This window comes from Mesorhizobium sp. M0601 (genome assembly GCF_040320845.1).
Lineage (GTDB): Bacteria > Pseudomonadota > Alphaproteobacteria > Rhizobiales > Rhizobiaceae > Mesorhizobium.
Map to the genome: position 1 here is coordinate 16,934 of NZ_JAMYQK010000029.1, position 23,297 is coordinate 40,230.

At 63.6% G+C, this 23,297-nt stretch carries 19 protein-coding genes; 8 read left to right on the plus strand and 11 right to left on the minus strand.

Annotated elements, in window-relative coordinates; all coding sequences use genetic code 11:
- Positions 1-37: 37 nt before the first annotated feature.
- A complete protein-coding gene (locus tag NKI41_RS22840) occupies positions 38-1,462 on the plus strand; it encodes an MATE family efflux transporter (protein ID WP_352685317.1) in 1,425 nt (474 codons plus the stop codon).
- Between the two features lie 3 nt (positions 1,463-1,465).
- Here the strand turns inward: NKI41_RS22840 and NKI41_RS22845 are convergent, their stop codons facing one another.
- Positions 1,466-2,542, minus strand: coding sequence for a quinone-dependent dihydroorotate dehydrogenase (locus tag NKI41_RS22845; RefSeq protein ID WP_352685291.1), 1,077 nt, complete (start codon positions 2,540-2,542; stop codon positions 1,466-1,468).
- A complete protein-coding gene (locus tag NKI41_RS22850) occupies positions 2,539-2,889 on the minus strand; it encodes a DUF952 domain-containing protein (RefSeq protein WP_352685292.1) in 351 nt (116 codons plus the stop codon). Before NKI41_RS22850 ends, NKI41_RS22845 begins: the two co-directional genes overlap by 4 nt.
- A 126-nt stretch (positions 2,890-3,015) precedes the next feature.
- Here NKI41_RS22850 and NKI41_RS22855 point away from each other — a divergent pair, with 126 nt between their 5' ends.
- Together NKI41_RS22855 and NKI41_RS22860 are read left to right on the plus strand one after the other, a co-directional pair.
- Positions 3,016-3,447 carry a hypothetical protein gene (locus tag NKI41_RS22855; protein ID WP_352685293.1) on the plus strand — a complete coding sequence of 144 codons (432 nt, stop codon included), beginning with the start codon at positions 3,016-3,018 and terminating at the stop codon, positions 3,445-3,447.
- A 119-nt stretch (positions 3,448-3,566) separates the two neighbouring features.
- Positions 3,567-4,229 (plus strand): response regulator, encoded by a 663-nt coding sequence (locus NKI41_RS22860; RefSeq protein ID WP_502893818.1) that lies wholly within the window; start codon positions 3,567-3,569, stop codon positions 4,227-4,229.
- 3 nt (positions 4,230-4,232) lie between these two features.
- Here NKI41_RS22860 and NKI41_RS22865 read toward each other — a convergent pair whose 3' ends face one another.
- Positions 4,233-7,721, minus strand: a complete 3,489-nt coding sequence (locus NKI41_RS22865; RefSeq protein WP_352685294.1) for a PAS domain-containing hybrid sensor histidine kinase/response regulator — start codon at positions 7,719-7,721, stop codon at positions 4,233-4,235.
- Between the two features lie 230 nt (positions 7,722-7,951).
- Between NKI41_RS22865 and mscL the strand changes: the two genes are divergently transcribed.
- Together mscL and NKI41_RS22875 are read left to right on the plus strand one after the other, a co-directional pair.
- Positions 7,952-8,374 carry a large conductance mechanosensitive channel protein MscL gene (mscL, locus tag NKI41_RS22870; RefSeq protein WP_352685295.1) on the plus strand — a complete coding sequence of 141 codons (423 nt, stop codon included), beginning with the start codon at positions 7,952-7,954 and terminating at the stop codon, positions 8,372-8,374.
- A gap of 111 nt (positions 8,375-8,485) precedes the next feature.
- Positions 8,486-9,652: a pyridoxal phosphate-dependent aminotransferase gene (locus tag NKI41_RS22875; RefSeq protein ID WP_352685296.1), complete on the plus strand. Its 1,167-nt coding sequence runs from the start codon at positions 8,486-8,488 to the stop codon at positions 9,650-9,652.
- 221 nt (positions 9,653-9,873) lie between these two features.
- Here the strand turns inward: NKI41_RS22875 and hemA are convergent, their stop codons facing one another.
- Complete coding sequence (gene hemA, locus NKI41_RS22880) at positions 9,874-11,151, minus strand: 5-aminolevulinate synthase (RefSeq protein ID WP_352448656.1); 1,278 nt, start codon at positions 11,149-11,151, stop codon at positions 9,874-9,876.
- A 265-nt stretch (positions 11,152-11,416) separates the two neighbouring features.
- On the opposite strand from hemA, the gene galE reads away from it, so the two are divergent.
- Together galE and NKI41_RS22890 are read left to right on the plus strand one after the other, a co-directional pair.
- Complete coding sequence (galE, locus tag NKI41_RS22885) at positions 11,417-12,412, plus strand: UDP-glucose 4-epimerase GalE (protein ID WP_352685297.1); 996 nt, start codon at positions 11,417-11,419, stop codon at positions 12,410-12,412.
- 43 nt (positions 12,413-12,455) lie between these two features.
- Positions 12,456-13,706, plus strand: a complete 1,251-nt coding sequence (locus tag NKI41_RS22890; protein ID WP_352685298.1) for a D-amino acid dehydrogenase — start codon at positions 12,456-12,458, stop codon at positions 13,704-13,706.
- Positions 13,707-13,742: 36 nt separating this feature from the next.
- Here NKI41_RS22890 and NKI41_RS22895 read toward each other — a convergent pair whose 3' ends face one another.
- The 7 genes from NKI41_RS22895 to NKI41_RS22925 all read right to left on the minus strand — a co-directional run bounded on the left by NKI41_RS22895 (position 13,743) and on the right by NKI41_RS22925 (position 20,884).
- Positions 13,743-15,113 carry an FGGY-family carbohydrate kinase gene (locus tag NKI41_RS22895; RefSeq protein WP_352685299.1) on the minus strand — a complete coding sequence of 457 codons (1,371 nt, stop codon included), beginning with the start codon at positions 15,111-15,113 and terminating at the stop codon, positions 13,743-13,745.
- Complete coding sequence (gene rhaM, locus NKI41_RS22900; RefSeq protein ID WP_352470130.1) at positions 15,110-15,427, minus strand: L-rhamnose mutarotase; 318 nt, start codon at positions 15,425-15,427, stop codon at positions 15,110-15,112. The genes NKI41_RS22895 and rhaM overlap by 4 nt, the downstream gene beginning before the upstream one ends.
- Positions 15,427-16,428, minus strand: a complete 1,002-nt coding sequence (locus NKI41_RS22905; protein WP_352541322.1) for an ABC transporter permease — start codon at positions 16,426-16,428, stop codon at positions 15,427-15,429. The genes rhaM and NKI41_RS22905 overlap by 1 nt, the downstream gene beginning before the upstream one ends.
- A complete protein-coding gene (locus NKI41_RS22910) occupies positions 16,425-17,402 on the minus strand; it encodes an ABC transporter permease (protein WP_352685300.1) in 978 nt (325 codons plus the stop codon). The genes NKI41_RS22905 and NKI41_RS22910 overlap by 4 nt, the downstream gene beginning before the upstream one ends.
- Positions 17,399-18,940 (minus strand): sugar ABC transporter ATP-binding protein, encoded by a 1,542-nt coding sequence (locus NKI41_RS22915; RefSeq protein WP_352685301.1) that lies wholly within the window; start codon positions 18,938-18,940, stop codon positions 17,399-17,401. Before NKI41_RS22915 ends, NKI41_RS22910 begins: the two co-directional genes overlap by 4 nt.
- Positions 18,941-19,023: 83 nt before the next feature.
- Positions 19,024-20,019: a rhamnose ABC transporter substrate-binding protein gene (gene rhaS / locus NKI41_RS22920; RefSeq protein ID WP_352448664.1), complete on the minus strand. Its 996-nt coding sequence runs from the start codon at positions 20,017-20,019 to the stop codon at positions 19,024-19,026.
- Between the two features lie 55 nt (positions 20,020-20,074).
- Entirely contained in the window at positions 20,075-20,884 is an 810-nt protein-coding gene (locus NKI41_RS22925) for a DeoR/GlpR family DNA-binding transcription regulator (RefSeq protein ID WP_352685302.1), read from the minus strand.
- Between the two features lie 187 nt (positions 20,885-21,071).
- Here NKI41_RS22925 and NKI41_RS22930 point away from each other — a divergent pair, with 187 nt between their 5' ends.
- The gene (locus tag NKI41_RS22930; RefSeq protein ID WP_352685303.1) at positions 21,072-23,174 is read left to right on the plus strand and encodes a bifunctional rhamnulose-1-phosphate aldolase/short-chain dehydrogenase; all 2,103 of its coding nucleotides are present in this window, start codon (positions 21,072-21,074) and stop codon (positions 23,172-23,174) included.
- The last annotated feature ends 123 nt before the right edge of the window (positions 23,175-23,297 follow it).

The window sequence follows — 23,297 nt, forward strand, 5'->3', positions numbered from 1 at the left end:
CGCCAGAGGCGGATTTCGGTTGACCATAACGGGGTGGATGGTTGCGCGAGGTCCGCAAACTGGGGCACATCGGCTGGCCGATCAAGCCGCAACAGGAAGCAACACGCGTTTGGAGCAGGCTTTACCCACCGAAGCCCACGCCACCGAAGCCGGGGCCTTCGTCGTCACCAACCGCTCGGTGCTCGCCATCGCCGTGCCGATGACGCTTGCCTATCTGACGACGCCGCTGCTCGGAATTGTCGACACGGCGGTGGTTGGGCAGTTCGGCGACGCCGCCCTTCTCGGCGGCCTGGCGGCCGGCGCCCTGATCTTCGATGTCGTCTTCACCACCTTCAATTTCCTGCGCTCCGGCACCACCGGCCTCGTCGCCCAGGCCTTCGGGCGCGGCGATGCGCTGGAGGAGCAGGCGGTGTTCTGGCGCGCCGTGCTGATCGCGGTCGTCGCCGGCGTCGTGCTTGCCGCGCTTGCGCCGCTGGTCTCCACCGCCGGGCAATGGTTCATAGGCGCCGAACCGCGCGTCAGCGCGGCGATGGACGTCTATATCCGCATCAGGATGCTCGCGGCACCGTTCTCGCTGATCAATTACGCCATCCTCGGTTACGTGCTTGGGCGCGGCGAGGGCGGGCTCGGGCTGATGCTGCAGTTGATGCTGAACGGCATCAACATCGTCCTCTGCTTCCTGCTTGGCCTGGAGCTCGGCTGGGGCGTTGCCGGCGTTGCCTGGGCAACGGTCACCGGCGAATTCGTCGCCATGCTGCTTGGTCTCGCCATTGTCGGCCGGCGCTTTTGGGCGGCGCCCAGGCTGCCGCGCCACCGCGTCCTCGATCTGCCGGCATTCCTGCGCATGATGTCGCTCAATCGCGATATCATGATCCGCTCCTTTTCGCTGCTCGCCGCCTTCGCGCTGTTCACGCGCCAGGGCGCACAATTCGGCACTCTGACGCTGGCCGCCAACGCCGTGCTGATGAACCTCTTCCTGGTTGCCGGCTATTTCCTCGATGGTTTCGCCACCGCTGCCGAACAGCTCGCCGGGCGCGCCATCGGCGCCCGTGCCGCCACGGCGTTTGATCAGGCGGTGCGTCTGACGCTGCTTTGGGGGCTCGGTCTGGCCGGCGCGGCGACGCTCTTCTTCCTGCTGGAGGGCACGGATCTGATCGCCCTGATCACGACCTCGACGGACGTCCGCGCCATTGCCGACATCTACCTGCCCTGGGCGGCGTTCACCGCGCTCAGCGGCGTGCTGGCTTTCCAGATGGACGGTGTCTTCATCGGCGCAACATGGTCGCGCGACATGCGCAACATGATGCTGTTGTCATTCCTGGCGTTCAGCGCCGCGCTGCTGATCCTGGCGCCGGCCTTCGGTAATCACGGCTTGTGGGCGGCGTTGCATGTCTTCCTGCTGGTACGCGGCTTCAGCCTGCTCGCCATATTGCGGCTGCGGGTGCGCACAGCCTTTAACTGATCGCTAAAGCGGTTTCGCCGCCCAGTGATCGAGGCGGCTGTCGCGAAGCTCGCACAGCGACTTCAGCCCTTGATTGTCCATGAAACGGGCCATGCCGGAAAGAATGCGCCCCGGCAGCGCGGGCCCGGCATAGATCATGCCGGTATAGAGCTGGACGAGATCGGCGCCGGCACGGATCTTTTCCAGCGCCGTCTCGGCGGAATCGACGCCGCCGACGCCGATGATAGTAGGATCCGGGCCAAGCAGTTTTCGCATCCTTGCCAGCACGATAGTCGAGCGCTCGAACAAGGGTTTCCCCGAAAGCCCGCCGGTCTCGCCGGCAAGGCCGGCGCTGCTCAGGCCGGCTCGCGCGATCGTTGTGTTGGAGACGATGACGCCGTCCATTTGCTTGTCGCTGATCTCGGCAGCGATGTCCTCAAGCTCGGCCTCGACCAGATCCGGCGCGATCTTGAGGAACACGGGCGGTTTTGCCGGTGCCGCCGCACGCGCGGCCATGACCCGCGACAGGAGCTCGCCAAGCTGTTCGCGCGCCTGCATATTGCGCAGGCCCGGCGTGTTCGGCGAGGAGATATTGATTGTCAGATAGCCGGCGTATCGCGCGAACCGGATCACGCCGCGCTCATAATCACTGACGCGGTCGGCGCTGTCCTTGTTGGCGCCGATGTTGATGCCGATGATGCCGGGGCGGCCTTTTCGGGCGGCAAGACGCTTCTCTGCGGCGGCGTGGCCTTCATTGTTGAAGCCCAGCCGGTTGATCACCGCCCCGTCCGAAGGCAGCCGGAAGATGCGCGGCTTCGGATTGCCCGTCTGCGGCAGCGGCGTGATCGTGCCGACCTCGGCGAAGCCGAAGCCGAGGCCGAGCAGCGCGTCCGGCACTTCAGCATTCTTGTCGTAACCCGCGGCCATGCCGAGCGGGTTCGGGAAATCCAGCCCGCAACGGCTGACCTTTAACCTGTTGTCCTGCGGCGGACGACCGGCGACCGGCAGCCCGCATCGCAGCGCGGCAATCGACAGCCCATGCGCGGTTTCCGGATCGAGCGTGAACAGCAGTTTCTGGCCGATCCGGTCGAACGCGCTCATTCGGCCTCCAGCGCCGGGAATTCATGCCGGCCGTCAGCGCCGAGCGGCAATGCCTGCACCGAAACGATCGCATCGAGGCCGAGCCCGCCATAGAGATGCGGGAACAGGGCGCCGCCGCGCGAGACCTCATATTTCAGCGCATCGCCGAGGCGCGCGCTGTCGACGGCAACCAGCAGCAACCCGGCCTGGCCGGCGAAATGTTTTACTGCCGTTTCCCGAACCTGCCCGGCGGTGGAAAAATGGATGAAGCCGTCGGCAACGTCGATAGGCGCGCCGGTGAAGCGGCCTTCTCTTTCAGCCTCGCGCCACAGCGCCTTGGGAACTATCTTGTAGATGATCTCGGACATGGTTGCGCTATAGTCCGAACCGACCACGCGGGGAAGGGCAGGCCCGTGTTCTTCCCCATTTCAGGTTCGTCCCCATTTCAGGCGCAAACTGTGATAGATTGCGCTGACTGGCTCATGGAGGAAAACATGCGTCTGAAACACGTCTTGATCCCCGCAGCAGTGGTGTCGCTTATCGCGGCGTCGGCCTTTTCCGAGGAAGCCGATCGCTACCGGTTGGAGAAATCGGCCAATGGCTATGTCCGCATGGATACGCAAACCGGCGCCATGTCGCTCTGCGAGGAACGCTCCGGCCAGCTCGTCTGCAAGACGGCGGCCGACGAACGTGCCGCCCTCCAGGATGAGGTCGACCGGCTGCAAAATTCGGTGAAGGCGCTCGACGAGCGCGTCGCCAAGCTCGAAAATTCGCTTGCCGCGCGTTTCGAATCGACTTTGCCCAGCGAGGAGGATTTCAACAAGACGATGGGCTACATGGAGCGCTTCCTGCGCAGCTTCATGGACATCGTCAAGGACATGGACAAGGACGAAGACGGCGCCAAGCCCAATTCGCAAAAGACCTAGGCAATTCGCAAAAAGACCTGGGGCGGGAATAGCAAGCCGGCCACGCCGAACAGCAGGCGTAGCGTTATGATCGTTCAGATCCTGCAAGGCGGAAAATCGCCAACGGGATTCGGGGAGGGATATCACCGTTGGGCTACACATTCGTCATTGCCGACGATCATCCGCTTTTTCGCGGTGCATTGAGGGAGGCACTCGCGGGCATCGGAGACGTTGCCGCCATTCACGAGGCCGGCGATTTCGAAAGCGCCAAGGCGCTGGTCCTGGCCAATGAGGACGTCGATCTGGTGCTGCTCGATCTCTCGATGCCGGGGGCAAGCGGCCTTTCCGGCCTGATTTCGTTGCGCGGCATCCATCCGGCGGTGCCGATGATGGTGGTCTCGGCGCATGACGATCCGGTGACGATCCGGCGCGCGCTCGATCTCGGCGCCTCCGGCTTCATCTCCAAATCGGCCAGCATGGAGGAGATCCGCAATGCGGTGCAGTCGGTGCTCGCAGGTGATATCGCGGCACCCGCCGGGGTCGATCTCGGCGTCGAGCGCGATCCCGAGATTTCCGACCTGATCAAGCGACTGCAGGCGCTGACCCCACAGCAGACGCGCGTGCTCGGCATGCTGGCTGAGGGACTGCTCAACAAGCAGATCGCCTATGAGCTCGGGGTCTCCGAAGCAACGATCAAAGCGCATGTCTCGGCTATCCTGCAGAAGCTCGGCGTCGACAGCCGCACCCAGGCGGTCATCCTTTTGTCCAAAATCGGCAGCGACCCGGTTCAGGCGGCCGGCTGATTCCTATTCGGCCGCCGGCGCCAGCGGCCTGACCCTGGCCATCATCGAGCGCAGCATCGCCGGTTTCAGTGGTTTGCTGATCACCGGCACGTCGAGCCTGTCGGCAGCGGCGCGAACCTCGCTGGAGCGGTCGGCGGTGACCAGCACGGCCGGCAGGTCCTCGCCATGGATCGCACGCAACTGGGCGATCAATTCGAGGCCGGTCCTGTTGTCGAGATGATAGTCGGCAAGCACGATGTCCGGCCGATGCACGCCGGACCTCTCGAGATCCTCCGCGCCGGAAAGCGTGTCGACGCTGCAGCCCCAGCCCTCGAGCAGCAGCCGCATGCCGTCGAGGATGCGGGCGTCGTTGTCGATGCAGAGCACATGGAGCCCGGCAAGCGAGGCCGCGGCACGGGCAGGCGGCTTCGCCTCGGCCTCGCGCCGCGGTGCCTGCACGGCCACCACCGGCAGCAACACGGAAAAGCGTGTGCCCTTGCCTGGGTTGGAGAAGATCCGGATTTCGAGGCGCAGGACGCGGGCGATGCGGTCGACAATGGAGAGCCCAAGGCCGAGGCCTTCCGCCTCGCGTGCGCCCTCGTCGAGCCGGGTGAATTCGCGAAACACGGTGTTCAGCTGGTCGCCGGCAATGCCGATGCCGGTGTCGATAACCTGGATCTCGGCCAGTTCGCCGCGCCGCCGCGCGCCGACCAGGATGCGGCCACGGCGCGTATACTTGATGGCGTTGGAAACCAGGTTCTGGATCAGGCGGCGCAGCAGATTGCGGTCCGTCATGACGCTGAGCGACGACGGCATGATCGAGAGTTCGAGCTTCTTTTCGGCGGCAAGCGGCCGGAAGTCGTTGCCGATCTGGCGCAGCAGTCCGTCGAGGCCGAAGCTCGTATCGTCCGGCTTCATCGCGCCGGCATCGAGGCGCGAAATGTCGAGCACCGCGCCGAGGATGGTCTCGACCGATTCCAGCGACGATTCGATGTTCATCGCCGCCTTGCCGGCAGGTCCCTTGCCGGTCTTCTCGATCAGCGACGAGCAATAGAGGCGGGCGGCGTTCAGCGGCTGCAGGATGTCGTGGCCGGCGGCAGCGAGGAAGCGGGTCTTGCCGAGATTGGCCTCCTCGGCCAGCATCTGCGCCTGCGCCAGCTCCTCGTTGACGCGGGTGAGCTCGGCGGTGCGGCTCTTCACCCGCTGTTCCAAGGATTCGTTGGCGCGCTTAAGCGCCAGATCCTGCTCGACACGTCCAGAAATGTCGGCGTAGGTGGCGACGATGCCGCCGTCCGGCATCGGATTGGAGCGCAATTCCAGGATGCGCCCGCTTGTCTTCAGCTCCATCTGCCATGGGCTGACGAAGCTGGTCAGGCGGTTGAGCATGGTGACGCGCTGGTCTGCCGGTATGTCACCGCGCTCGGCAAGGTGGCGCAGGATACGATCGAGTGAGACGCCGACCTGGCCCATCTCGTCGGGCAGGTCGAACAGCGCCCGGTACTGGCGGTTCCAGCAAATCAACCGGAAATCGCGGTCGAAGACAGTGATGCCCTGTTCCATCTGGTCGAGTGCGATCTGCAGCAGATCGCGATTGTGCTGCAGCGCCTCGGTGGCGTCGTCGAGCAGGCGGAAGGCGTCCTTGGATTCGCGGTCGTTGCGGCGCAGCAGCAGCGACAGGATCAGCCGCGCCGAGGATGAGCCGACGGCACTGGCCAGAAGCTGCTCGGAGAAGCGGATGACATCCATGCTGGCCTGTTCGTTGCCGAGCAGTGAAGTGCCGCTGCTCTTTTCGAACGACTGAAAGGACCGCTCGGTCCGTTCGACACCGAGATAGCGCGCGATCGTGTCCTTGAGGTCGTTGACGGTAATGGTGGTGCGGAAGCGGCGCAGGCTGGGCAGCGGACCCGCTTCGCGCGGCACGAAGATCGACGCCTGGATGCGTTCCAGCGGCACCGACGCCCGCGACAGCGAGCCGAACACAAAAAACAGCGTGTTGATCGAGAGGCTCCACAGCACGCCATGGTTCAGCGGCTCGGCGACGGTGCCGAAAAGCGCTTGCGGCCGCAACGCATCTAAGCCGAACAGGCCGTGGACGAGGATGCCGGTATCGGGCGCGACGAGCGAGGGAAGCAGCAGCGTGTAGCTCCAGACGACGATGCCGGCGACCATGCCAAGCGCCGCACCCCTTCCGTTGGCGCCGCGCCAGACCAGGCCGCCGATCAACGCCGGCGCGAACTGCGCGATCGCGGCGAACGACATCAGGCCGATCGAGGACAGCCGCGCGCTGTTGGTGCTCTCGCGGTAGTAGAGGAAGGCGATAAACAGCATGATGAAGATCGCCGCCCGCCGTACATTGAGGATGAGCGTCGACCAGTCCTCGTTCTCGGAGGTCGTGGTCCGCAGCAATCGCCTCACGAACAGCGGAATGACCAGGTCGTTGGAGATCATGATCGACAGCGCGACGCTTTCGACGATCACCATTGCGGTCGCCGCCGACAGCCCGCCGATGAAGGCGGCCATGGCCAGCACGTCGTGGCCGCTGAACAGCGGCAGCGACAGCACGTAAAGGTCGCTGCTGGTCTTGGGGCCGACCAGTTCCAGGCCGGCCAATGCGATCGGCAGCACGAACAGGTTGATTGCCACCAGATAGAGCGGAAACACCCATGTCGCGGTGCGCAGCTCGGCCTCGCTGCGGTTTTCGACGATGGTGACGTAGAACTGGCGCGGCAGCATGAGGATGGCAAAGCCGCTCAGGCATGTCAGCACCAGCCAGGTAGCGAGCGAGGTGTTGTAGCCCATCGCCTGGCGCACCTTCGTGTTTTCGGCGAGCTGGTCGAACATATCGCCTGGCCCGCCGAAGATCAGGAACGTGACCATCAGGCCGATCGCCAGGAAGGCGGCGAGCTTGACCACGGTCTCGACCGCCACAGCCAGCACCAGCCCGTCCTGGTGCTCGGTGGCATCGGCGTGGCGCGTGCCGAACAGCACCGCAAACAGCGCCAGCAGCATGGCAACGACCAGCGAGATGTCGCTGACGAACGGATCGAACGACGGCGGCGAGCCGGTATAGTGCTCGACCATCAGGCTGACCGAGCCCGAGATCGCCTTCAATTGCAGCGCCATATAGGGCACCGCGCCGATGGTCGCGATCAGTGTGGCGATCGCCGCGACAGCAAAACTCTTGCCGTAGCGGGCGCCGAGAAAGTCGGCGATCGAGGTGATCTTCTCGGTCTTGGCCAGCCTGACGATGCGCTGCAGCAGCGGAAAGCCGAACACGAACACCAGCACCGGTCCGATATAGATGCCGAGGAACTCCAGGCCGCGCTCGGAGGACAGCCCGACCGAGCCGAAGAAGGTCCAGGAGGTGCAGTAGATGGCGAGGCTGAGCGCATAGATGAAGGGCCGGGCGCGGCCAGGCCCCGATGACGTCGAGCGCCGGTCGCCCAGGCTGGCGATAGCAAACAGCAACGTCACATAGGCGATCGCGATGATGACGATGAACCAGCCCTGCACGCCTCGAACTTCCTCCCTGCGCCGGTTTTTTCATCCGGCCTTGCAGACGCAATCACAGCTTGGCGATCAAGTCCATCGCGGCTTTCGGCGTATTATATCGGCTGCGTCGGGCAATCGTGACCGGCTGAAACCAGCTTTTGATCCTGTTGCAACCGCAGGTTTTTGCTATTCTGCCCGCCGGTCGATGCCGGAGGAGCGGCAGAACGGCCGGTCAGGACAAGGAGGGTCGAATGCTGAAAGAATTTCAGGAATTCATTTCCAGGGGCAATGTGATGGACCTGGCCGTCGCCGTCATCATTGGCGCTGCCTTCGGCAAGATCGTCACCTCGCTGGTCGACGACATCATCATGCCTATTGTTGGCGCGATCTTCGGAGGACTGGACTTCAACAACTACTTCATACCCCTGTCTTCTGCGGTGAATGCAACTTCGCTGGCGGATGCGAAGAAACAGGGGGCGGTCTTCGCCTATGGCAGCTTCATCACCGTGGCGCTGAATTTTCTTATTCTCGCCTTCATCATCTTCCTGATGGTCAAGGCGGTGAACAATCTGCGCAAACGGCTGGAGCGCGAGAAACCGGCCGCCCCGGTTGCCCCGCCGCCGGCCGATGTCGCGCTGCTCACCGAAATTCGCGATCTCCTCGCCAGAAAGTAGCGCCTGCGGTAACTTTCTGGACCAAAACCCCGGTCGCCTGCGGCCGGGGTTTTCTGTTTTCGTCCGCCCTGAAACACGCTAGCAGTCGAGCAAACGAAAACGGACCCATCCATGACCCTGATCGATACTCTGCGCGCCGAAGCGCGGGCGGCGCCTGAAAGCGGCATTGTCGCCGTCATGAACCGTGGCCGCGGCCGCGACGGCATGATCCCGCTCTGGGCCGGCGAGGGCGACCTGCCGACGCCTGCCTTCATCACTGATGCCGCCGCCAAGGCACTCGCCGGCGGTGAAACCTTCTACACCTGGCAGAGGGGCATTCCCGAACTCAGGCAGGCACTCGCCCGCTACTACACCAGGCATTTCGGCAAGACTTTCGCCAACGAGGAATTCATCGTCACCGGCTCCGGCATGCATGCCATCCAGATGGCCATCGACGCGGTGGCCGGCAAGGGCGACGAACTCGTCTACCTGTCGCCGGCATGGCCGAACTTCGCCGCCGCCGCCGGCGTCGCCGGCGCCGTGCCGGTCGCGGTCACGCTCGACCAGTCTGGAAATGGCTGGTCTTGCGATGTCGACAAGATCGCAGCCGCGATCACGCCGCGGACCAAGGCGCTGTTCGTCAACACGCCGTCCAACCCGACCGGCTGGACCGCCGACAAGGAGACGCTGCAGGCGATCCTCGATCTTGCCCGCGAAAGGGGCCTGTGGATCATCGCCGACGAGATCTATTCGCTGTTTCATTACGGCCACGGCCGGGCGGCGTCCTTCATCGACATCATGGCCGATGAGGACCGCATCCTGTTCGTCAATTCCTTCTCCAAGAATTGGGCGATGACCGGCTGGCGCATCGGCTGGATCAAGATTCATCCCGCCTTGCAGCAGGTGTTCGAGAACCTGGTCCAGTATTCGACCTCCGGCGTTGCGCAGTTCATGCAGCGCGGCGCCGTCGTTGCCCTCGATGAGGGCGACGCCTTCATCGTCGAGCAGGTGGAGCGGGCGAGGGCGGCGCGCGACCTGGTCTGCGGCATTCTCGCCGAAACCGGAAGGGCGCGGTTCACCGTGCCGCAGGGCGCATTCTATCTGTTCTTCGCGGTCGACGGCATCACCGATTCCCGCGCCGCCGCCTTCGACATGGTCGACCGCGCCAATGTCGGCCTGGCTCCCGGCACCGCCTTCGGCCCCGGCGGCGAAGCCTTCCTCAGGCTATGCTTCCACCGCCGTCTCGACCAGCTCGAGGAAGCCGCGCACCGGCTGGCGAAATGGATGAAGAGTATGTGAGCTGCCTCGAAGCCCGAGTTGAAACTCGCTCCGGCGAGTCAGCTGGCGTGGGTTTCGAGAACCGGAGCGCAGCGGACATTTGGGTCCGTGAGCACCGGAAGCGCAGAAAGCCGCGTCAGATGGCCGCCGGAGTAGAGTTTCAAACGGGCTTCAGGTCCGTGAGCACCGGAAGCGCAGAAAGCCGCGTCAGATGGCCGCCGGAGTAGAGTTTCAAACGGGCTTCAGCCGCCCGACTTCGGCACCAGCAGTGGAATGACGCGATCGCTCTTGGCGACCGACGGTCGGCCCGCCGAACCGTAGGGAATCCCCAACGCATCCCATGTCTCGACCAGCGCGTCCTGCAGGGACGCAATCAACGCGTCCGAATGGAACGGTGTAGGCGTGATGCGCAGCCGCTCGGTGCCGCGCGGCACCGTCGGATAGTTGATCGGCTGGATGTAGATGCCGTGCACACCGAGCAGGCGGTCGCTGGCCATCTTGCAGAGCTCGGGATCGCCGACCAGAAGGGGCACGATGTGGGTAGGCGACTCCATCACCGGCAGGCCGGCCGCGGCCAGCACTTGCTTGGTCCGTGTCGCCTGACGCAGCTGCGCATCGCGCTCGGCCTGCGAGCGCTTGAGATGGCGGATCGAGGTGGTTGCCGCGGCGGCGATCGCCGGCGGCAACGCCGTGGTGAAGATGAAGCCCGGCGCATAGGAGCGCACCGCGTCGATCACCGCAGTGTTGCCGGCGATGTAGCCGCCAAGCGTACCGAACGCCTTGGCCAGCGTGCCCTCGATGATGTCGATGCGGTCGGCCAGCCCTTCGCGCTCGGTGATGCCGCCGCCGCGCGGCCCGTACATGCCGACGGCGTGGACCTCGTCGATGTAGGTCATGGCGTTGTAGCGCTCGGCGAGATCGACGATCTGCTTGATCGGCGCGATGTCGCCGTCCATCGAATAGACGCTCTCGAAGACAATCAGCTTGGCGCGCTCGCGGCCGGCCGTCTGCAGCAGGCTTTCGAGATGCGCGACGTCGTTATGGCGGAAGATCTTCTTCTCGGCGCCTGAGCGCCGCACGCCCTCGATCATCGAAGCGTGGTTGAGCTCGTCCGAGATGATCAGGCAATTGGGAAGCAGCTTTGCAATGGTCGAGATCGACGCCTCGTTGGAAACGAAGCCGGAGGTGAAAACCAGTGCGGCTTCCTTGTCGTGCAGGTCGGCCAGCTCCAGTTCGAGCTCGACCAGCGGGTTGCTGGTGCCGGAAATGTTGCGGGTGCCGCCGGCCCCCGACCCCATCTTGCCTGCCGCCTTCTGGAACGCGGCAATGACGTCGGGATGCTGGCCCATGCCGAGATAGTCGTTGGAGCACCAGACGGTGATTTCCTCGGCGCGGCCATTGGCGCGCCAGATGGCGCGCGGGAATTTCCCGACGATACGCTCAAGGTCGGCGAAGACGCGGTAGCGACGCTCCGCATGGAGCTGGTCGATCGCTTCCTCGAAAAACCGCTGGTAATTCATGTCGCCTTCCCAGTTTTGCGCGGGATCATAGTCATTGGCCCATTCATCGTCCACCTGGCCTTTTTGGTCAAAATGCCACGCCCCGAGCCTGTTCCTAACGACCACGGAACGTGGCCTATTCCCTTGATGTGGATCAATCTTGTTTCAGGACAATGCCACGCGCCGATGAGACTGGTTACCGCAGGTTTTAATGGCCTGGCGGCAGATTTTCCAGTACGGCGACGATTGAGACAGTTCCGACAAATCATGAATAGCGAGGATGCGGATGACGGTTTTGGTGACAGGCGGTGCCGGCTATATCGGTAGCCATATGGTCTGGGAATTGCTGGACACGGGCGACAGCGTCGTCGTCCTCGACCGGCTTTCCACCGGCTTTGAATGGGCGGTCGCCCCGGAAGCAAAGCTCGTCGTCGGCGACGTCGCCGACAGGGAACTGGTCGCTTCGATCATTCGCGACAATAAGGTCGACGCCATCATCCATTTCGCCGGCTCGATCGTGGTCCCCGAATCGGTCGCCGACCCGCTTGCCTATTACGAGAACAACACCTGCAAGACGCGCTCCCTGATCGAGACCGCGGTGCGCGAAGGCGTACCCAATTTCATCTTTTCCTCGACCGCCGCCGTCTATGGCGGCGCCGGCCTGGAGCCGGTGCGCGAGGATGCCCGGCTTGCGCCGGAATCGCCCTATGGCCTGTCCAAGCTGATGAGCGAATGGATGCTGCGCGACGCGGCAATTGCCCATGGGTTGCGCTATACGGCGCTGCGCTATTTCAACGTCGCCGGCGCCGATCCGAAGGGCCGCACCGGCCAGTCGACGCCCGGTGCCACGCATCTGATCAAGGTCGCTTGCGAGACGGCGCTCGGCAAGCGCCCCTTCATGCAGGTGTTCGGCACCGACTATCCGACGCCGGACGGCACCTGCATGCGCGACTATATCCACGTCAGCGACCTGGCGGCGGCGCATCGGCTGGCGCTTCAGCGGCTGCGTGCCGGCGGATCGAGCCTGGTCGCCAATTGTGGTTACAGCCACGGGTATTCGGTGCTCGAGGTCATCGACAGCGTCCGCCGCGTCTTCGGCCATGATTTCGACGTGCGGATGGGCGATCGCCGCGCCGGCGACGCCGCCGCGGTCGTCGCCAATTCGGAGCTGGCGCGCGGCGAGCTCGGCTGGACCCCGCAGCGCGACAACCTCGACCAGATCGTTGCCGATGCGCTTGCCTGGGAGCGCATCCTGACCAGCAAGAATTCGGCTCTGGGGTGAAGTGGGCTCTCCGCAAAGGTTGGTTCAGCGCGCTGGGGGCGGAATGAAAATCCTGGTGCTTGGGGCCGGCGTCGTCGGTACGGCGGCGGCCTATTATCTGGCCAGCGCCGGCCATGAGGTGATAGTGATCGAGCGCCATCCGGCGGCAGCACGCGGCACCAGCCGGTCGAACGCCGGCCTGGTGTCACCCGGAGACGCCACCGCCTGGGCCTCGCCAGCCGCGCTGAAGACGTTCCTGCGCGGCCTCTACAACCACGATCTAGGCATCAAGGTGCGGCTGCGCTTCGATCCGTATTTTTTCGCCTGGAGCCTGCGCTTCCTGCGCCAGTGCACGCATAAGCGCATGCGCGCCAACACCGACGTCAAGCTGCGTCTGGCGCTCTATTCGCGCGACTGCATCAACGCCGTCTCCGCCGAGACCGGCATCCACTATGACGAGCGCAAGAAAGGCATTCTCTATTTCTTCCGCTCGCAGCAGAGCTTTGATACCGGCACCGACAATTATCGTTATCTCGGCGAACACGGCCTGCCGATCGAGATCGTCGGCCGCGACCGGCTGGTCGAGCTCGAGCCCGGCCTTGCCGGCGCCAAGGACAAGATAGCCGGCGGCGTCTATTCGCCGATCGACCAGACCGGCGACTCCAGCCAATTCACGCAGAACCTCGCTGCCTATGCCGCCGAGAAACTCGGCGTCCAATTCCTCTACGGCACCACGGTCGAAGGCCTCGACATCGACGGCGACCGGGTGCGCGCCGTGATGACCTCGGCCGGCCCGGTGGCGGGTGACGCAGTGGTCATTTCCATGGGGCCGGAGAGCGGTCTGCTCGGCCGCCGCTACGGCATCGATCTGCCCGTCTATCCCGTGAAGGGCTATACCGTGACTGTTCCGCTGGAAGATGAAAGCAAGGGGCCGATCATGGGTGGCGCCGACGAGGACCGGCTGATCGGCTATTCCAGGCTGGGAAATCGGCTGCGGATGTCCTCGACGGCGGAGTTCACCGGGTTCGACCGCACGTTCAAGCCACGCGATTTCAACTCGATCCTGAACACCGCCAAGGACCTGTTCCCCGGCGCTTTCGACGAGAGCAAGGCCGAGCTCTGGGCTGGACTTCGCCCGATGATGCCGAACTCTGTGCCGGTCATCGGCCGGGCGCGGTACGACAATCTCTACCTCGACACCGGCCACGGTCATCTCGGCTGGACCATGGCCTGCGGTTCGGGAAAGTTCCTTGCCGACATAGTTGCCGGCCGCAAGCCGGAGATCGATCCGCAAGGATTGCTCTATGCGGGCTAGGCATCTCCGGACATCAGGGCGCCATGAGCTCGGCGGTCAGGCTCGTTCGTCGACCGCCGAACGCCAGGAGCGCACGTAACTTGTCCAGAATGGATCGGCCGACGGTTCGGTCCTTTCGCCTCTGCCTTGCGGTGTCCCCTGGTCCGATGCCAGCAAGGCGGCGCCGATGCTGGTACCAGTCGCAGCCTCGGAGGCAATGACGGCGCGCGCCGCCGCCACAGCCAGCATGCGGGTGAACAGCCGGTTGCGGGCGAAGGGTCCTTCGACGATGGTTGGACCGTCCGCGCCGATCAGGTCGAGGCAGGTCGCGGTCATCAGCGCCAGGTAGAACGAGATGGTGACAAAGCGCTGGCCGACGCTCATACCGTCCGCGTTAAGCCATGATGCGGTATGATGCGGAAACGGGCCCGAACCCTGTTGGGTCGAGGGCAACAGGGACGTCTTGCGCGCCAGCACCGTGGCAACATCGTCTTCCGTCCAGTTCTCCGATTGGCCCTCGGTCAGCACGGAAAACTCGCGGCCACCCATGAAGCGCGCCGACGGCACGGGATCGCCGAGCGCGTTGACATTGACCAGCGTATCGCAGGCCGGGTCGAGCGCGATCTTGTTGCCGCCAACCGCCATCGACACCACCCAGGTGCCGGTCGAGACCACGGAGAAAGGCGGTCGGTCGGACAGGAGATGTGGCAGCAGCGAGGCGTTGGAATCGTGCAGGCCGCAAAACACCGGCGTTTGCGGGTCGAGCCCGGTCCGTGTCGCAAGCGCGGGCAGGATCGGCCCGAGGCGGTCCCTGGCCTGCCGCACCGGCGCCATTAGCCGGCGCCATTGCAGCCGGTCGACCAGCGACGAAAAATCCGCTTTCCACGGGTTCCACAGATCGGTGTGGCAGCCGAGCGAAGTCACCTCGCTGGCGGCGACGCCGGTCAGGCGCAAGGCCCAGTATTGCGGATACATCAGGATCGCGGCGGTTCTGGCGAAATCCGCCGGAAAGCGCTTCTGCTGCCAGAACAGCTGCGCGCCGAGATTGAGGCCGGCCGGCAGGCGCGGCGTGCCGGTCTCGGAGAACGCCGGACGGATCGTGTCATAGTCCCCGGCAAAGGCATCCGGACCATCGAATTCGTAGTCGAGCACCGGCAGCGCCAGTTCGCCTGATGCGTCGACCAGCACGGACGTTGCGCCATGGGTGGTGATCGATATCGCATCGATGCGCTGCTCGCGGTCGATCTCGGCCAGGCTGCCAAGGATAAACGCCCATAACCGCTCGACGTCATGGTGCGGGTATGGGCCTTGCCGAACCGGCTCGTTCACCATCCTGCGCAGCGCGACTTCGCTTGCTGCGGCAAGATCGACCAGCGCCACCTTGGCGTTGGTCTTGCCGATATCGATGACGGCGACGTGGCGGGTCATTCCATATGGAACATTGTTTCCAGCGGCACCGCCACCGGCTCGTTGTTCGGCTTGGTCTCCATGATGTCCGCCATCTCGGCCCACCAACGCTGCATCACCGGATGCTTCGGCAATTCGTCCATGCCGTGGTCGTCACGGCGCCACAGCACGCCGAACAAGGTGTTGGTCTCTTCGTCGAGATGGATCGAGTAATCGGAGATGCCGGCCTGCTTGAGCAGCGCGACCAGCGACGGCCAGATGTCGTCGTGGCGCTTCTTGTATTCGGCCTTCATGCCCGGATTGAGCTTCATCTTGAACGCGTATTTCTCCGGCATCAGGCAAAGCGCTCCCGCCGTACTCGCCGCCACAGGATCGGCAGCGCGATGACGATGATCAGCAGCAGGCCGATGAAGATCGACATAACGATCCCTGGCACATTGAGCAGGCCGAGGCCGAAGGTCACCAGCCCCATGATGAAGGCCGCGAGCACCACGCCCACTATGCTGCCGGCCCCGCCCAGGATGCTGACGCCACCAAGCACCACCATGGTGATGACTTCCAGCTCGTAGCCCTGCGCGATCGACGGCCGGGTCGAGCCGAGCCGCGATGTGATCAGCACTGAGGCGATGCCCGCCATCAGGCCGGTCAGGCAAAACAGGATGAATTTGATACGGCCGACGCGTACGCCGGAAAACTGCGCCGCGACCGGGTTGTTACCGATGGCAAAGACCCGGCGGCCGAAGCTCGTCCGGTGCAGAAGGAACCAGTAGACGACTGCCGCGACCAGGAAAAGCGTCAGTTCGAACGACACCACCCACCAGACATAGCCCTGGCCGAAGAAGGCGAAGCTCGCGGGATAGCCTTTGTAGGCCTGGTCGCCGAGGATGATGAAGGCAATGCCGCGAAACAGGCTCATCGTGCCGATGGTGACGACGATCGACGGCAAGCCGAGCCTGGTGACGAGCAGTCCGTTGAAGGCGCCGCAGCCGAGCCCGACGACGAGGCCGATTGCCACCAGTTCAGGCATGCCGGCGCCGGCCTGCACCGCCATGCCCATCATTGTTGAAGCCAGCGCGATGATGGCGGCCACCGACAGGTCGATTTCGCCGGAGATGATCAGCAGCGCCATGGCCAGCGCGATCAGCGCCTTTTCCGTGAAGTTGAAGGTCAGGTCCGACAACGACCACGCGTCGAGGAAGTAGGGCGAGGCAAAGCTGTTGACGGCAAAGATGGCAACCGCCACGACGACCAGCAGCGCCTCCCATGAGAAGATCGCCGACGTCAACGGCTTGTCGAGCCGGTCGGGAATGTGGCGTGGGGCAGGGGTGTCGGTCATGCCGCTTCCGCTTTCTTGAGGATGATGCGGCCTTGCCGGCGTTCGCCGCGCGCGTTGAGCACCACGGCCAGGATGATGGCGCTGCCTGAAATCGCCATCTGCCAGAAGGGTGAGATGTTGATCACCGGCAGCGCGTTGGAGATGATGCCGAGGAACAGCGCGCCGAGCACCGCGCCGCCGACCGAACCGATGCCGCCGGCAATCGAAATGCCGCCGATGACGCAGGCGGCGATGATATTGAGCTCATAGCCGTTGGCGACCTCGACCGAGGCGATGACGTAGCGCGAAATCCACAGATAGCCGCAGAGGCCGCCGATCATCCCCGAGATGCAGAAGACGATGAATTTCGTCCGGCCGACATCGATGCCGGCATAGACCGATGCGGTCGGGTTGACGCCGATGGCATAGATCGAGCGGCCGAGCCCGGTGCGCGTCATCACGAGGAAAAACAGCGCAATAACCAGCAGGGCGATCCACGACAGTACCGGAATGCCGAGGAAAGCCGCGCGCTGCAACCCGATGAAATCAGCGCTCATCTGGTCGGCGTTGACCCAGGCGCCGCCTGAAATGACGAACGTGGCGCCGCGGTAGATGGTGAGGGAGCCGAGCGTTACCACGATCGAGGGAATGTTCAGCCGCCATACCAGCAGGCCGTTGATGGCGCCGAGCACCAGGCCGACCAGAAGTGCGATGACGATCAGCAGCGGGATCGGGATCGCCGGATGCGCGGCGTTCAGCATTGCCACCACCATGCCGGTGAAGCAGAGATTTGAAGCCATCGACAGGTCGATCGAGCGGGTCAGGATGACGACCATCTGGCCGAGCGCCAGGATCATCAGGATCGACGTGTCGTTGAACACCTGGCGCAGGTTGGCCGGATCGGCAAAACCTGGAAACCGCGTGGAGATCAGCCCGATCAGCACGACGATTGCCGCCAGCAGCCAGACCTCGCGGTATTTGAGAAGAGCCTTCATGCCGCGATCCCCGCTGCCGTCCTGACCAAGGTTTCGGCGTCGAGCCCTTTATTGTCGTAGACCGCGGCAATGCGGCCCTCGCGCATAACGACGACGCGGTCCGACATGCCGAGGATTTCCGGCAATTCGGACGACACCATGATCACCGACAGGCCTTGCGCGACGAGCTCGGCCATGAAGCCGTGCACGGCGGCCTTCGAGCCGATGTCGATGCCCTTGGTCGGCTCGTCCAGGATGATCACCTTGGGCGCGGTCGCCAGCCATTTGGCGATGACGATCTTCTGCTGGTTGCCGCCCGACAGCGTGCCGACGTCCTGGCTGAGCGAGGAGGCGCGCAGATCGAGCCGCTCGGTGTAGGAGCGGGCCAGCGCGAACTCTTCGGCCAGCCGCAATATGCCGGATTTGGATGTGCGTTTGAGCGAGGGCAGCGAGACATTCTGGAAGATCGGCAGGCCGATCACCACGCCTTGCTTGCCGCGTTCCTCCGGCACATAGACGATGCCGGCGTCGATCGAATCCGCCGCCGATTTCGGCGCGATTGCCTTACCCTCCAGCGTGATCGTGCCGCCGCTGGTGCGGGTGATGCCTGATATCGCCTGCATCACCTCGCTGCGCCCGGCGCCGACAAGGCCGTAGAAGCCGAGGATTTCGCCCCTGTGCAGCTCGAAGCCTATGTCGTCGAACTCGGTCGGGTGCGACAGGCCGGAGACGGCCAGCACCGGCGCGCCGATCTCGGCCTTGCGCTGCGGAAAGATGTGATCGACCGAGCGGCCGACCATCATGCGCACGATCTGGCTCTGGCCGGCGTCCTTGATCAGGCCTTCGCCGACCATCTCGCCGTCGCGGAACACGGTATAGCGGTCGGCGATGTGGTAGATCTCATCGAATTTGTGGCTGATGAACAGGATCGCCTTGCCGTCGCTCTTGAGGAATTCGATCAGCAGGAAAAGCTCTTCGATCTCCTTCATCGAAAGCGCTGCCGTCGGCTCGTCCATGATGACGATCCGCGCGTCGATGGACATGGCGCGGGCAACCGCGACTAGGTGCTTGTTGGCAATGCCGAGATCCTTCAGCCTGGCGTCGGCGTCGATATGGCCGGCGCCCATCGTGTCGAGCACCTCGCGGGCATTCTTGCGCATGGTGCGCCAGTCGATGGTTTTGAAACGCGTGCGCGGCGCATGGCCGAGGAAGATGTTTTCGGCCACCGTCAGGTCGTCGAACAGCACGGTTTCCTGGTGGATGGCGGTGATGCCATGCCCGAACGCGGCGTGGGCGCTGGGCAGTGTGACCGGCTGGCCGTCGATGCTGATCGTGCCAGCATCCGGCTGGTAGATGCCGGTCATGATCTTGACCAGCGTCGACTTGCCGGCGCCGTTTTCGCCGATCAGCGCGGTTACCTGGCCGGGATAGAGCGACAGGCCGACATTGTGCAGCGCCCGCACGCCGGGAAAGCTTTTCGAGATGCCGGACAGCGTCAGGCGCGGTCCGGATGACAAAGGCGCTTCATGTGCCACTTCGTGCTGGGCTGTCGTGTCCATAATCGTATCAAGCCCTGTAGCAAGGTTCGTTTGAAAGCGCGGCGGAACCTGAGCCCCGCCGCACCGTTTCGAAGGTCCCAGGATCAATAGATCTTGGAGAACTTTTCGATGTTCGACTTGTCGAACTGGAAGGGCGGAGCCATCGCAGCCGAGTTGGTGTCGTCGAGCGTGACCTTGCCGACGCGGCCGATCGACAGCGTAGCACCGGGCTTGGCCTCTTCCTTCTTCACCGCCAGGTCGTGGGCGAGGTAGACGGCGGAGTAGCCGAGATCGATCGGGTTCCACAGCGCAACCGCCTGGCTGGCGCCATTGTCGATGAACTTTTTGAACTCCGACGGCAGCGCCAGGCCGGTGACGTTGACCTTGCCGATCAGGCCTTCATCGGTCACCACCTGCGCGGCGGCAACGACGCCGACCGTGGTCGGTGCGATGATCGCCTTGAGGTTCGGATAGGACTTCAGCAGGCCCTTGGCTTCGTCCGTGCTCTTGGCCGAGTCGTCGTCGCCATAGACGGTGGCGACGAGCTTGATCTTGGGGAACTTCTCCGGCAGCACCTTCTTGGCCGCGTCGATCCAGGCATTCTGGTTGGTCGCGGTCGAAGAAGCCGACAGGATGGCGACATCGCCGCCTTCCGGCAGGTAGTCGGCGGCCAGCTTGATGATGGTCTCGCCGATCAGGTTGGTATCGGAGGGGTTGAGGTGAAGCTGGCGTCCTTCCGGCGCGACGCCTGAATCCCACGAGATGACGGTAATGCCGCGCTGCATCGCCTTCTTCAGCACTGGCACCAGCGCGTCGGCGTCGTTCGCCGAAATGGCGATGGCATTGACCTTCTGGGCGATCAGCGAATTGACCACTTCGATCTGCGCTTCGGCGGTCGCCTTGGTCGGGCCGGTGTAGATGATGTCGACATCGCCGAGCTCCTTGGCCGCCTCTTCGGCGCCCTTGTTGGCGGCGTCGAAGAAGCCGTTGCCGAGCGACTTCACCACCAGCGCGATCTTGACGTTTTCGGCGTAGGCGGCATTCACGAACATGGCGGCGGAGAACGCCGCCGTAACCATCAGTTTCTTCAGAAAGCTCATCGAATATCCTCCCTTGAGCGTTGCATTCCATCGCCGCTGCGGGCGCGAGTGGTTCTCAGGCCTGCAGCGAAGATTCTTCCTTGTTGGTTGCCGTTGTGCGGGCGATGATCAGCGTCACGCCGGCGGTCTCCAGCATCTTGGCTTCGCGATCCTCGATGGCGTCGTCGGTGATCACCGTGGCGATGCGCGACAGGCCGCACAGGATCAGGCTCGAGCGTTTGCGGAACTTCGAGGAATCGACCAGCACCACCAATTCGTCTGCCTGGTCGATCAGTTTCTGCTCGGCCTGGATCAGCAGCGGGTCGCCTTCCATAAGACCGAGCGGCCCCAGCCCTTGCGCGCCCATGAACATGCGGCGCGCGTAGAAATTGCGCGTCACGTCATTGTCGAACGGCGACAGGATGATGTTCTGCTCGCGGTAGATGGTGCCGCCCGACAGCATCACCGTGTTCTTGGAGTGCCTGAGCAAGTGCTCCGCGATCGGGAAGGAATTGGTGAAGATCGGCATGCGGCGGCCGGTCAGGAAATGCACCATCTGGAAGGTGGTGGTGCCGCCATTGATGATGATCGGCTCGCCGTCCTTGCACAGTTCGACGGCTTCCCGCGCGATTGCCCGCTTCTGCGAAGCGTTGATGGTCTCGTTGACGGAAAAGGGCCGGCCGGCCAGGCCGATGAACTGCGGCGGCGAAAGCGCCTCGGCGCCGCCGCGCACCCGGCGCAGCCGTTTTTGCACATGCAATGCCGCGATGTCGCGCCGGATCGTCGCCTCCGACGACTCCGTCAGGTCGACCATCTGCTGCACCGTCACCACAGGCTTTTCCTGGACGGCGGACAGAATGATCCTGTGGCGCTCTTTCTCGTGCATGGTTCCTCCCTGCCGGAGCATCTAGTCACCCAAAGCGCGCAGTGTCAATCATTTCCGATCAGATAATTTCATTGTGCAATGCAATATGACTGATATTGATCGTTTGTGATTGACAAGGCCGCCGCTTGCGTAGAAATTCGTACAAAAGGGACCCGCGCCGTTTGCGTGTCCCAAAGGGAGGATACCTATGCTCGACAAGCGCTCCGGCACGCGCCTCGCCAATCTTTGGGATGACGCAAAAGCGCAAGCAATGAGCGAGCCCGAACGTCTGGTCTATCGCTCGAATGTTCTTGGCTCCGACAAGCGCGTCACCAATTATGGCGGCGGCAACACCTCCTCCAAGATCTGGCAAAACGATCCGCTCACCGGCGAGAGCGTGGAAGTGCTGTGGGTCAAGGGCTCGGGCGGCGACAGCGCCTCGATCAAGCTCGACGGCTTCGCCACGCTCTACATGGACAAATTGCGGGCGCTGAAAGGTCTCTATCGCGGCCTCGAACATGAAGACGAGATGGTCGGCTATCTGCCCCATTGCACCTTCAACCTCAACCCGCGTGCGGCTTCCATCGACACGCCGCTGCATGCCTTCGTGCCGAAGCCTTTTGTCGACCATATGCATCCCGATGCCATCATCGCCATTGCCGCCGCCAAGGATTCGCAGGCGCTGACCAAGGAGATCTTCGGCGACACGATCGGCTGGCTGCCATGGAAACGTCCGGGCTTCGAGCTCGGCCTGTGGCTGGAGAAATTCTGCCGCGAAAACCCCGAAGCCAAGGGTGTCGTACTGGCCAGTCATGGCCTGTTCAGCTGGGGCGACACACCGAAGGAATGCTACGAGACGACGATCTCGGTGATCAACCAGGCGATCGACTGGTTCGAGCGCAAGAGCCAGGGCAAGCCGATTTTCGGCGGCGAAGTCGTCAAATCCCTCGATGCGCCTGCGCGTCGCGCCGCGGCCGCAAAACTGATGCCGAGGATCCGTGGCCTGATCTCGGAGAACAGCCACAAGCTCGGCCATTTCGACGATTCCCCTGCCGTGCTCGAATTCGTCAATTCCAGGGATTTGCGGCCGCTGGCGGCACTCGGCACGTCCTGCCCGGACCACTTCCTGCGAACCAAGATCCGGCCGCTGGTCATCGAGTTCGACCCCCAAAATCCCGACGTCGATGCCGTCATTGCCCGTCTTGCCGATGATGTGGCGGAGTATCGCGTCGGCTACCGGGCCTATTATGACCGCTGCAAGCACGCGGATTCGCCGCCGGTGCGCGATCCGAACGCCGTCGTCTATCTGATGCCCGGCGTTGGCATGTTCACCTTCGCCGGCGACAAGGCGACGGCGCGCATATCGGGCGAGTTCTACGTCAACGCCATCAACGTCATGCGCGGTGCCTCGACGGTCTCGACCTATGTCGGCCTGCCCGACCAGGAAGCCTTCGACATCGAATACTGGCTGCTCGAAGAGGCAAAGCTGCAGCGCCTGCCGAAACCAAAGGCTCTTGCCGGCCAGATTGCGCTGGTCACCGGCGGCGCCGGCGGCATTGGCCGGGCCACCGCCAGCCGGCTGCTGCGCGAGGGCGCGTGCGTCGTGCTGGCCGATATCGACGAAGCAGCCCTTGCCGGCGCCAATGACGAGCTTGCCAAGGCCTATGGCAAGGATTTGGTGCGGCCCGTAGTCATCAACGTCACGTCCGAGGATCAGGTGATCTCCGGCTTTGCCGAAACGGCGGTCGAATTCGGCGGCATCGATATTCTGGTCTCCAATGCCGGCCTGGCCTCCTCGGCGCCGATCGAGGACACCACGCTGACGCTGTGGAACAAGAACATGGACATCCTGTCGACCGGCTATTTCCTGGTTTCGCGGGAGGCGTTCCGGCTGTTTCGGGCGCAGAAGATCGGCGGCAACGTCGTCTTCGTCGCCTCCAAGAATGGGCTTGCCGCATCGCCAAACGCCGCCGCCTATTGCACTGCCAAGGCCGCCGAAATCCATCTGGCACGCTGCCTGGCGCTGGAAGGCGCGGAAGCGCAGATCAGGGTCAATGTCGTCAACCCCGACGCCGTACTGCGCGGCTCGAAGATCTGGAGCGGCGAATGGAAGGAACAGCGCGCCGCCGCCTACAAGATGTCGACCGACGATCTCGAGGAGCACTACCGCTCGCGTTCGATGCTGAAGCGGTCGGTGTTCCCCGAAGACATCGCCGAGGCGATCTATTTCTTCGCCTCCGATATGTCGGCCAAATCGACCGGCAACATCATCAACGTCGACGCCGGCAACGCACAGAGCTTTACGCGATAAGCAGTCGTTTGAGGGTTGGCGCCGACGCCGGAGCTTTACCCTTCTCCCCGTTACCATACGGGGAGAAGGTGCCGGCAGGCGGATGAGGGGCAGCGCCAACCGAACGCATTTGGGAGGAAACTT

Coding starts and splice junctions, on each gene's coding strand:
- NKI41_RS22840 (WP_352685317.1), top strand. CDS start 38: ATGGTTGCGCGAGGTCCGCAAACTGGGGCACATCGGCTGGCCGATCAA.
- NKI41_RS22845 (WP_352685291.1), bottom strand. CDS start 2,542: ATGAGCGCGTTCGACCGGATCGGCCAGAAACTGCTGTTCACGCTCGAT.
- NKI41_RS22850 (WP_352685292.1), bottom strand. CDS start 2,889: ATGTCCGAGATCATCTACAAGATAGTTCCCAAGGCGCTGTGGCGCGAG.
- NKI41_RS22855 (WP_352685293.1), top strand. CDS start 3,016: ATGCGTCTGAAACACGTCTTGATCCCCGCAGCAGTGGTGTCGCTTATC.
- mscL (WP_352685295.1), top strand. CDS start 7,952: ATGCTGAAAGAATTTCAGGAATTCATTTCCAGGGGCAATGTGATGGAC.
- NKI41_RS22875 (WP_352685296.1), top strand. CDS start 8,486: ATGACCCTGATCGATACTCTGCGCGCCGAAGCGCGGGCGGCGCCTGAA.
- hemA (WP_352448656.1), bottom strand. CDS start 11,151: ATGAATTACCAGCGGTTTTTCGAGGAAGCGATCGACCAGCTCCATGCG.
- galE (WP_352685297.1), top strand. CDS start 11,417: ATGACGGTTTTGGTGACAGGCGGTGCCGGCTATATCGGTAGCCATATG.
- NKI41_RS22890 (WP_352685298.1), top strand. CDS start 12,456: ATGAAAATCCTGGTGCTTGGGGCCGGCGTCGTCGGTACGGCGGCGGCC.
- NKI41_RS22895 (WP_352685299.1), bottom strand. CDS start 15,113: ATGACCCGCCACGTCGCCGTCATCGATATCGGCAAGACCAACGCCAAG.
- rhaM (WP_352470130.1), bottom strand. CDS start 15,427: ATGCCGGAGAAATACGCGTTCAAGATGAAGCTCAATCCGGGCATGAAG.
- NKI41_RS22905 (WP_352541322.1), bottom strand. CDS start 16,428: ATGACCGACACCCCTGCCCCACGCCACATTCCCGACCGGCTCGACAAG.
- NKI41_RS22910 (WP_352685300.1), bottom strand. CDS start 17,402: ATGAAGGCTCTTCTCAAATACCGCGAGGTCTGGCTGCTGGCGGCAATC.
- NKI41_RS22915 (WP_352685301.1), bottom strand. CDS start 18,940: ATGGACACGACAGCCCAGCACGAAGTGGCACATGAAGCGCCTTTGTCA.
- rhaS (WP_352448664.1), bottom strand. CDS start 20,019: ATGAGCTTTCTGAAGAAACTGATGGTTACGGCGGCGTTCTCCGCCGCC.
- NKI41_RS22925 (WP_352685302.1), bottom strand. CDS start 20,884: ATGCACGAGAAAGAGCGCCACAGGATCATTCTGTCCGCCGTCCAGGAA.
- NKI41_RS22930 (WP_352685303.1), top strand. CDS start 21,072: ATGCTCGACAAGCGCTCCGGCACGCGCCTCGCCAATCTTTGGGATGAC.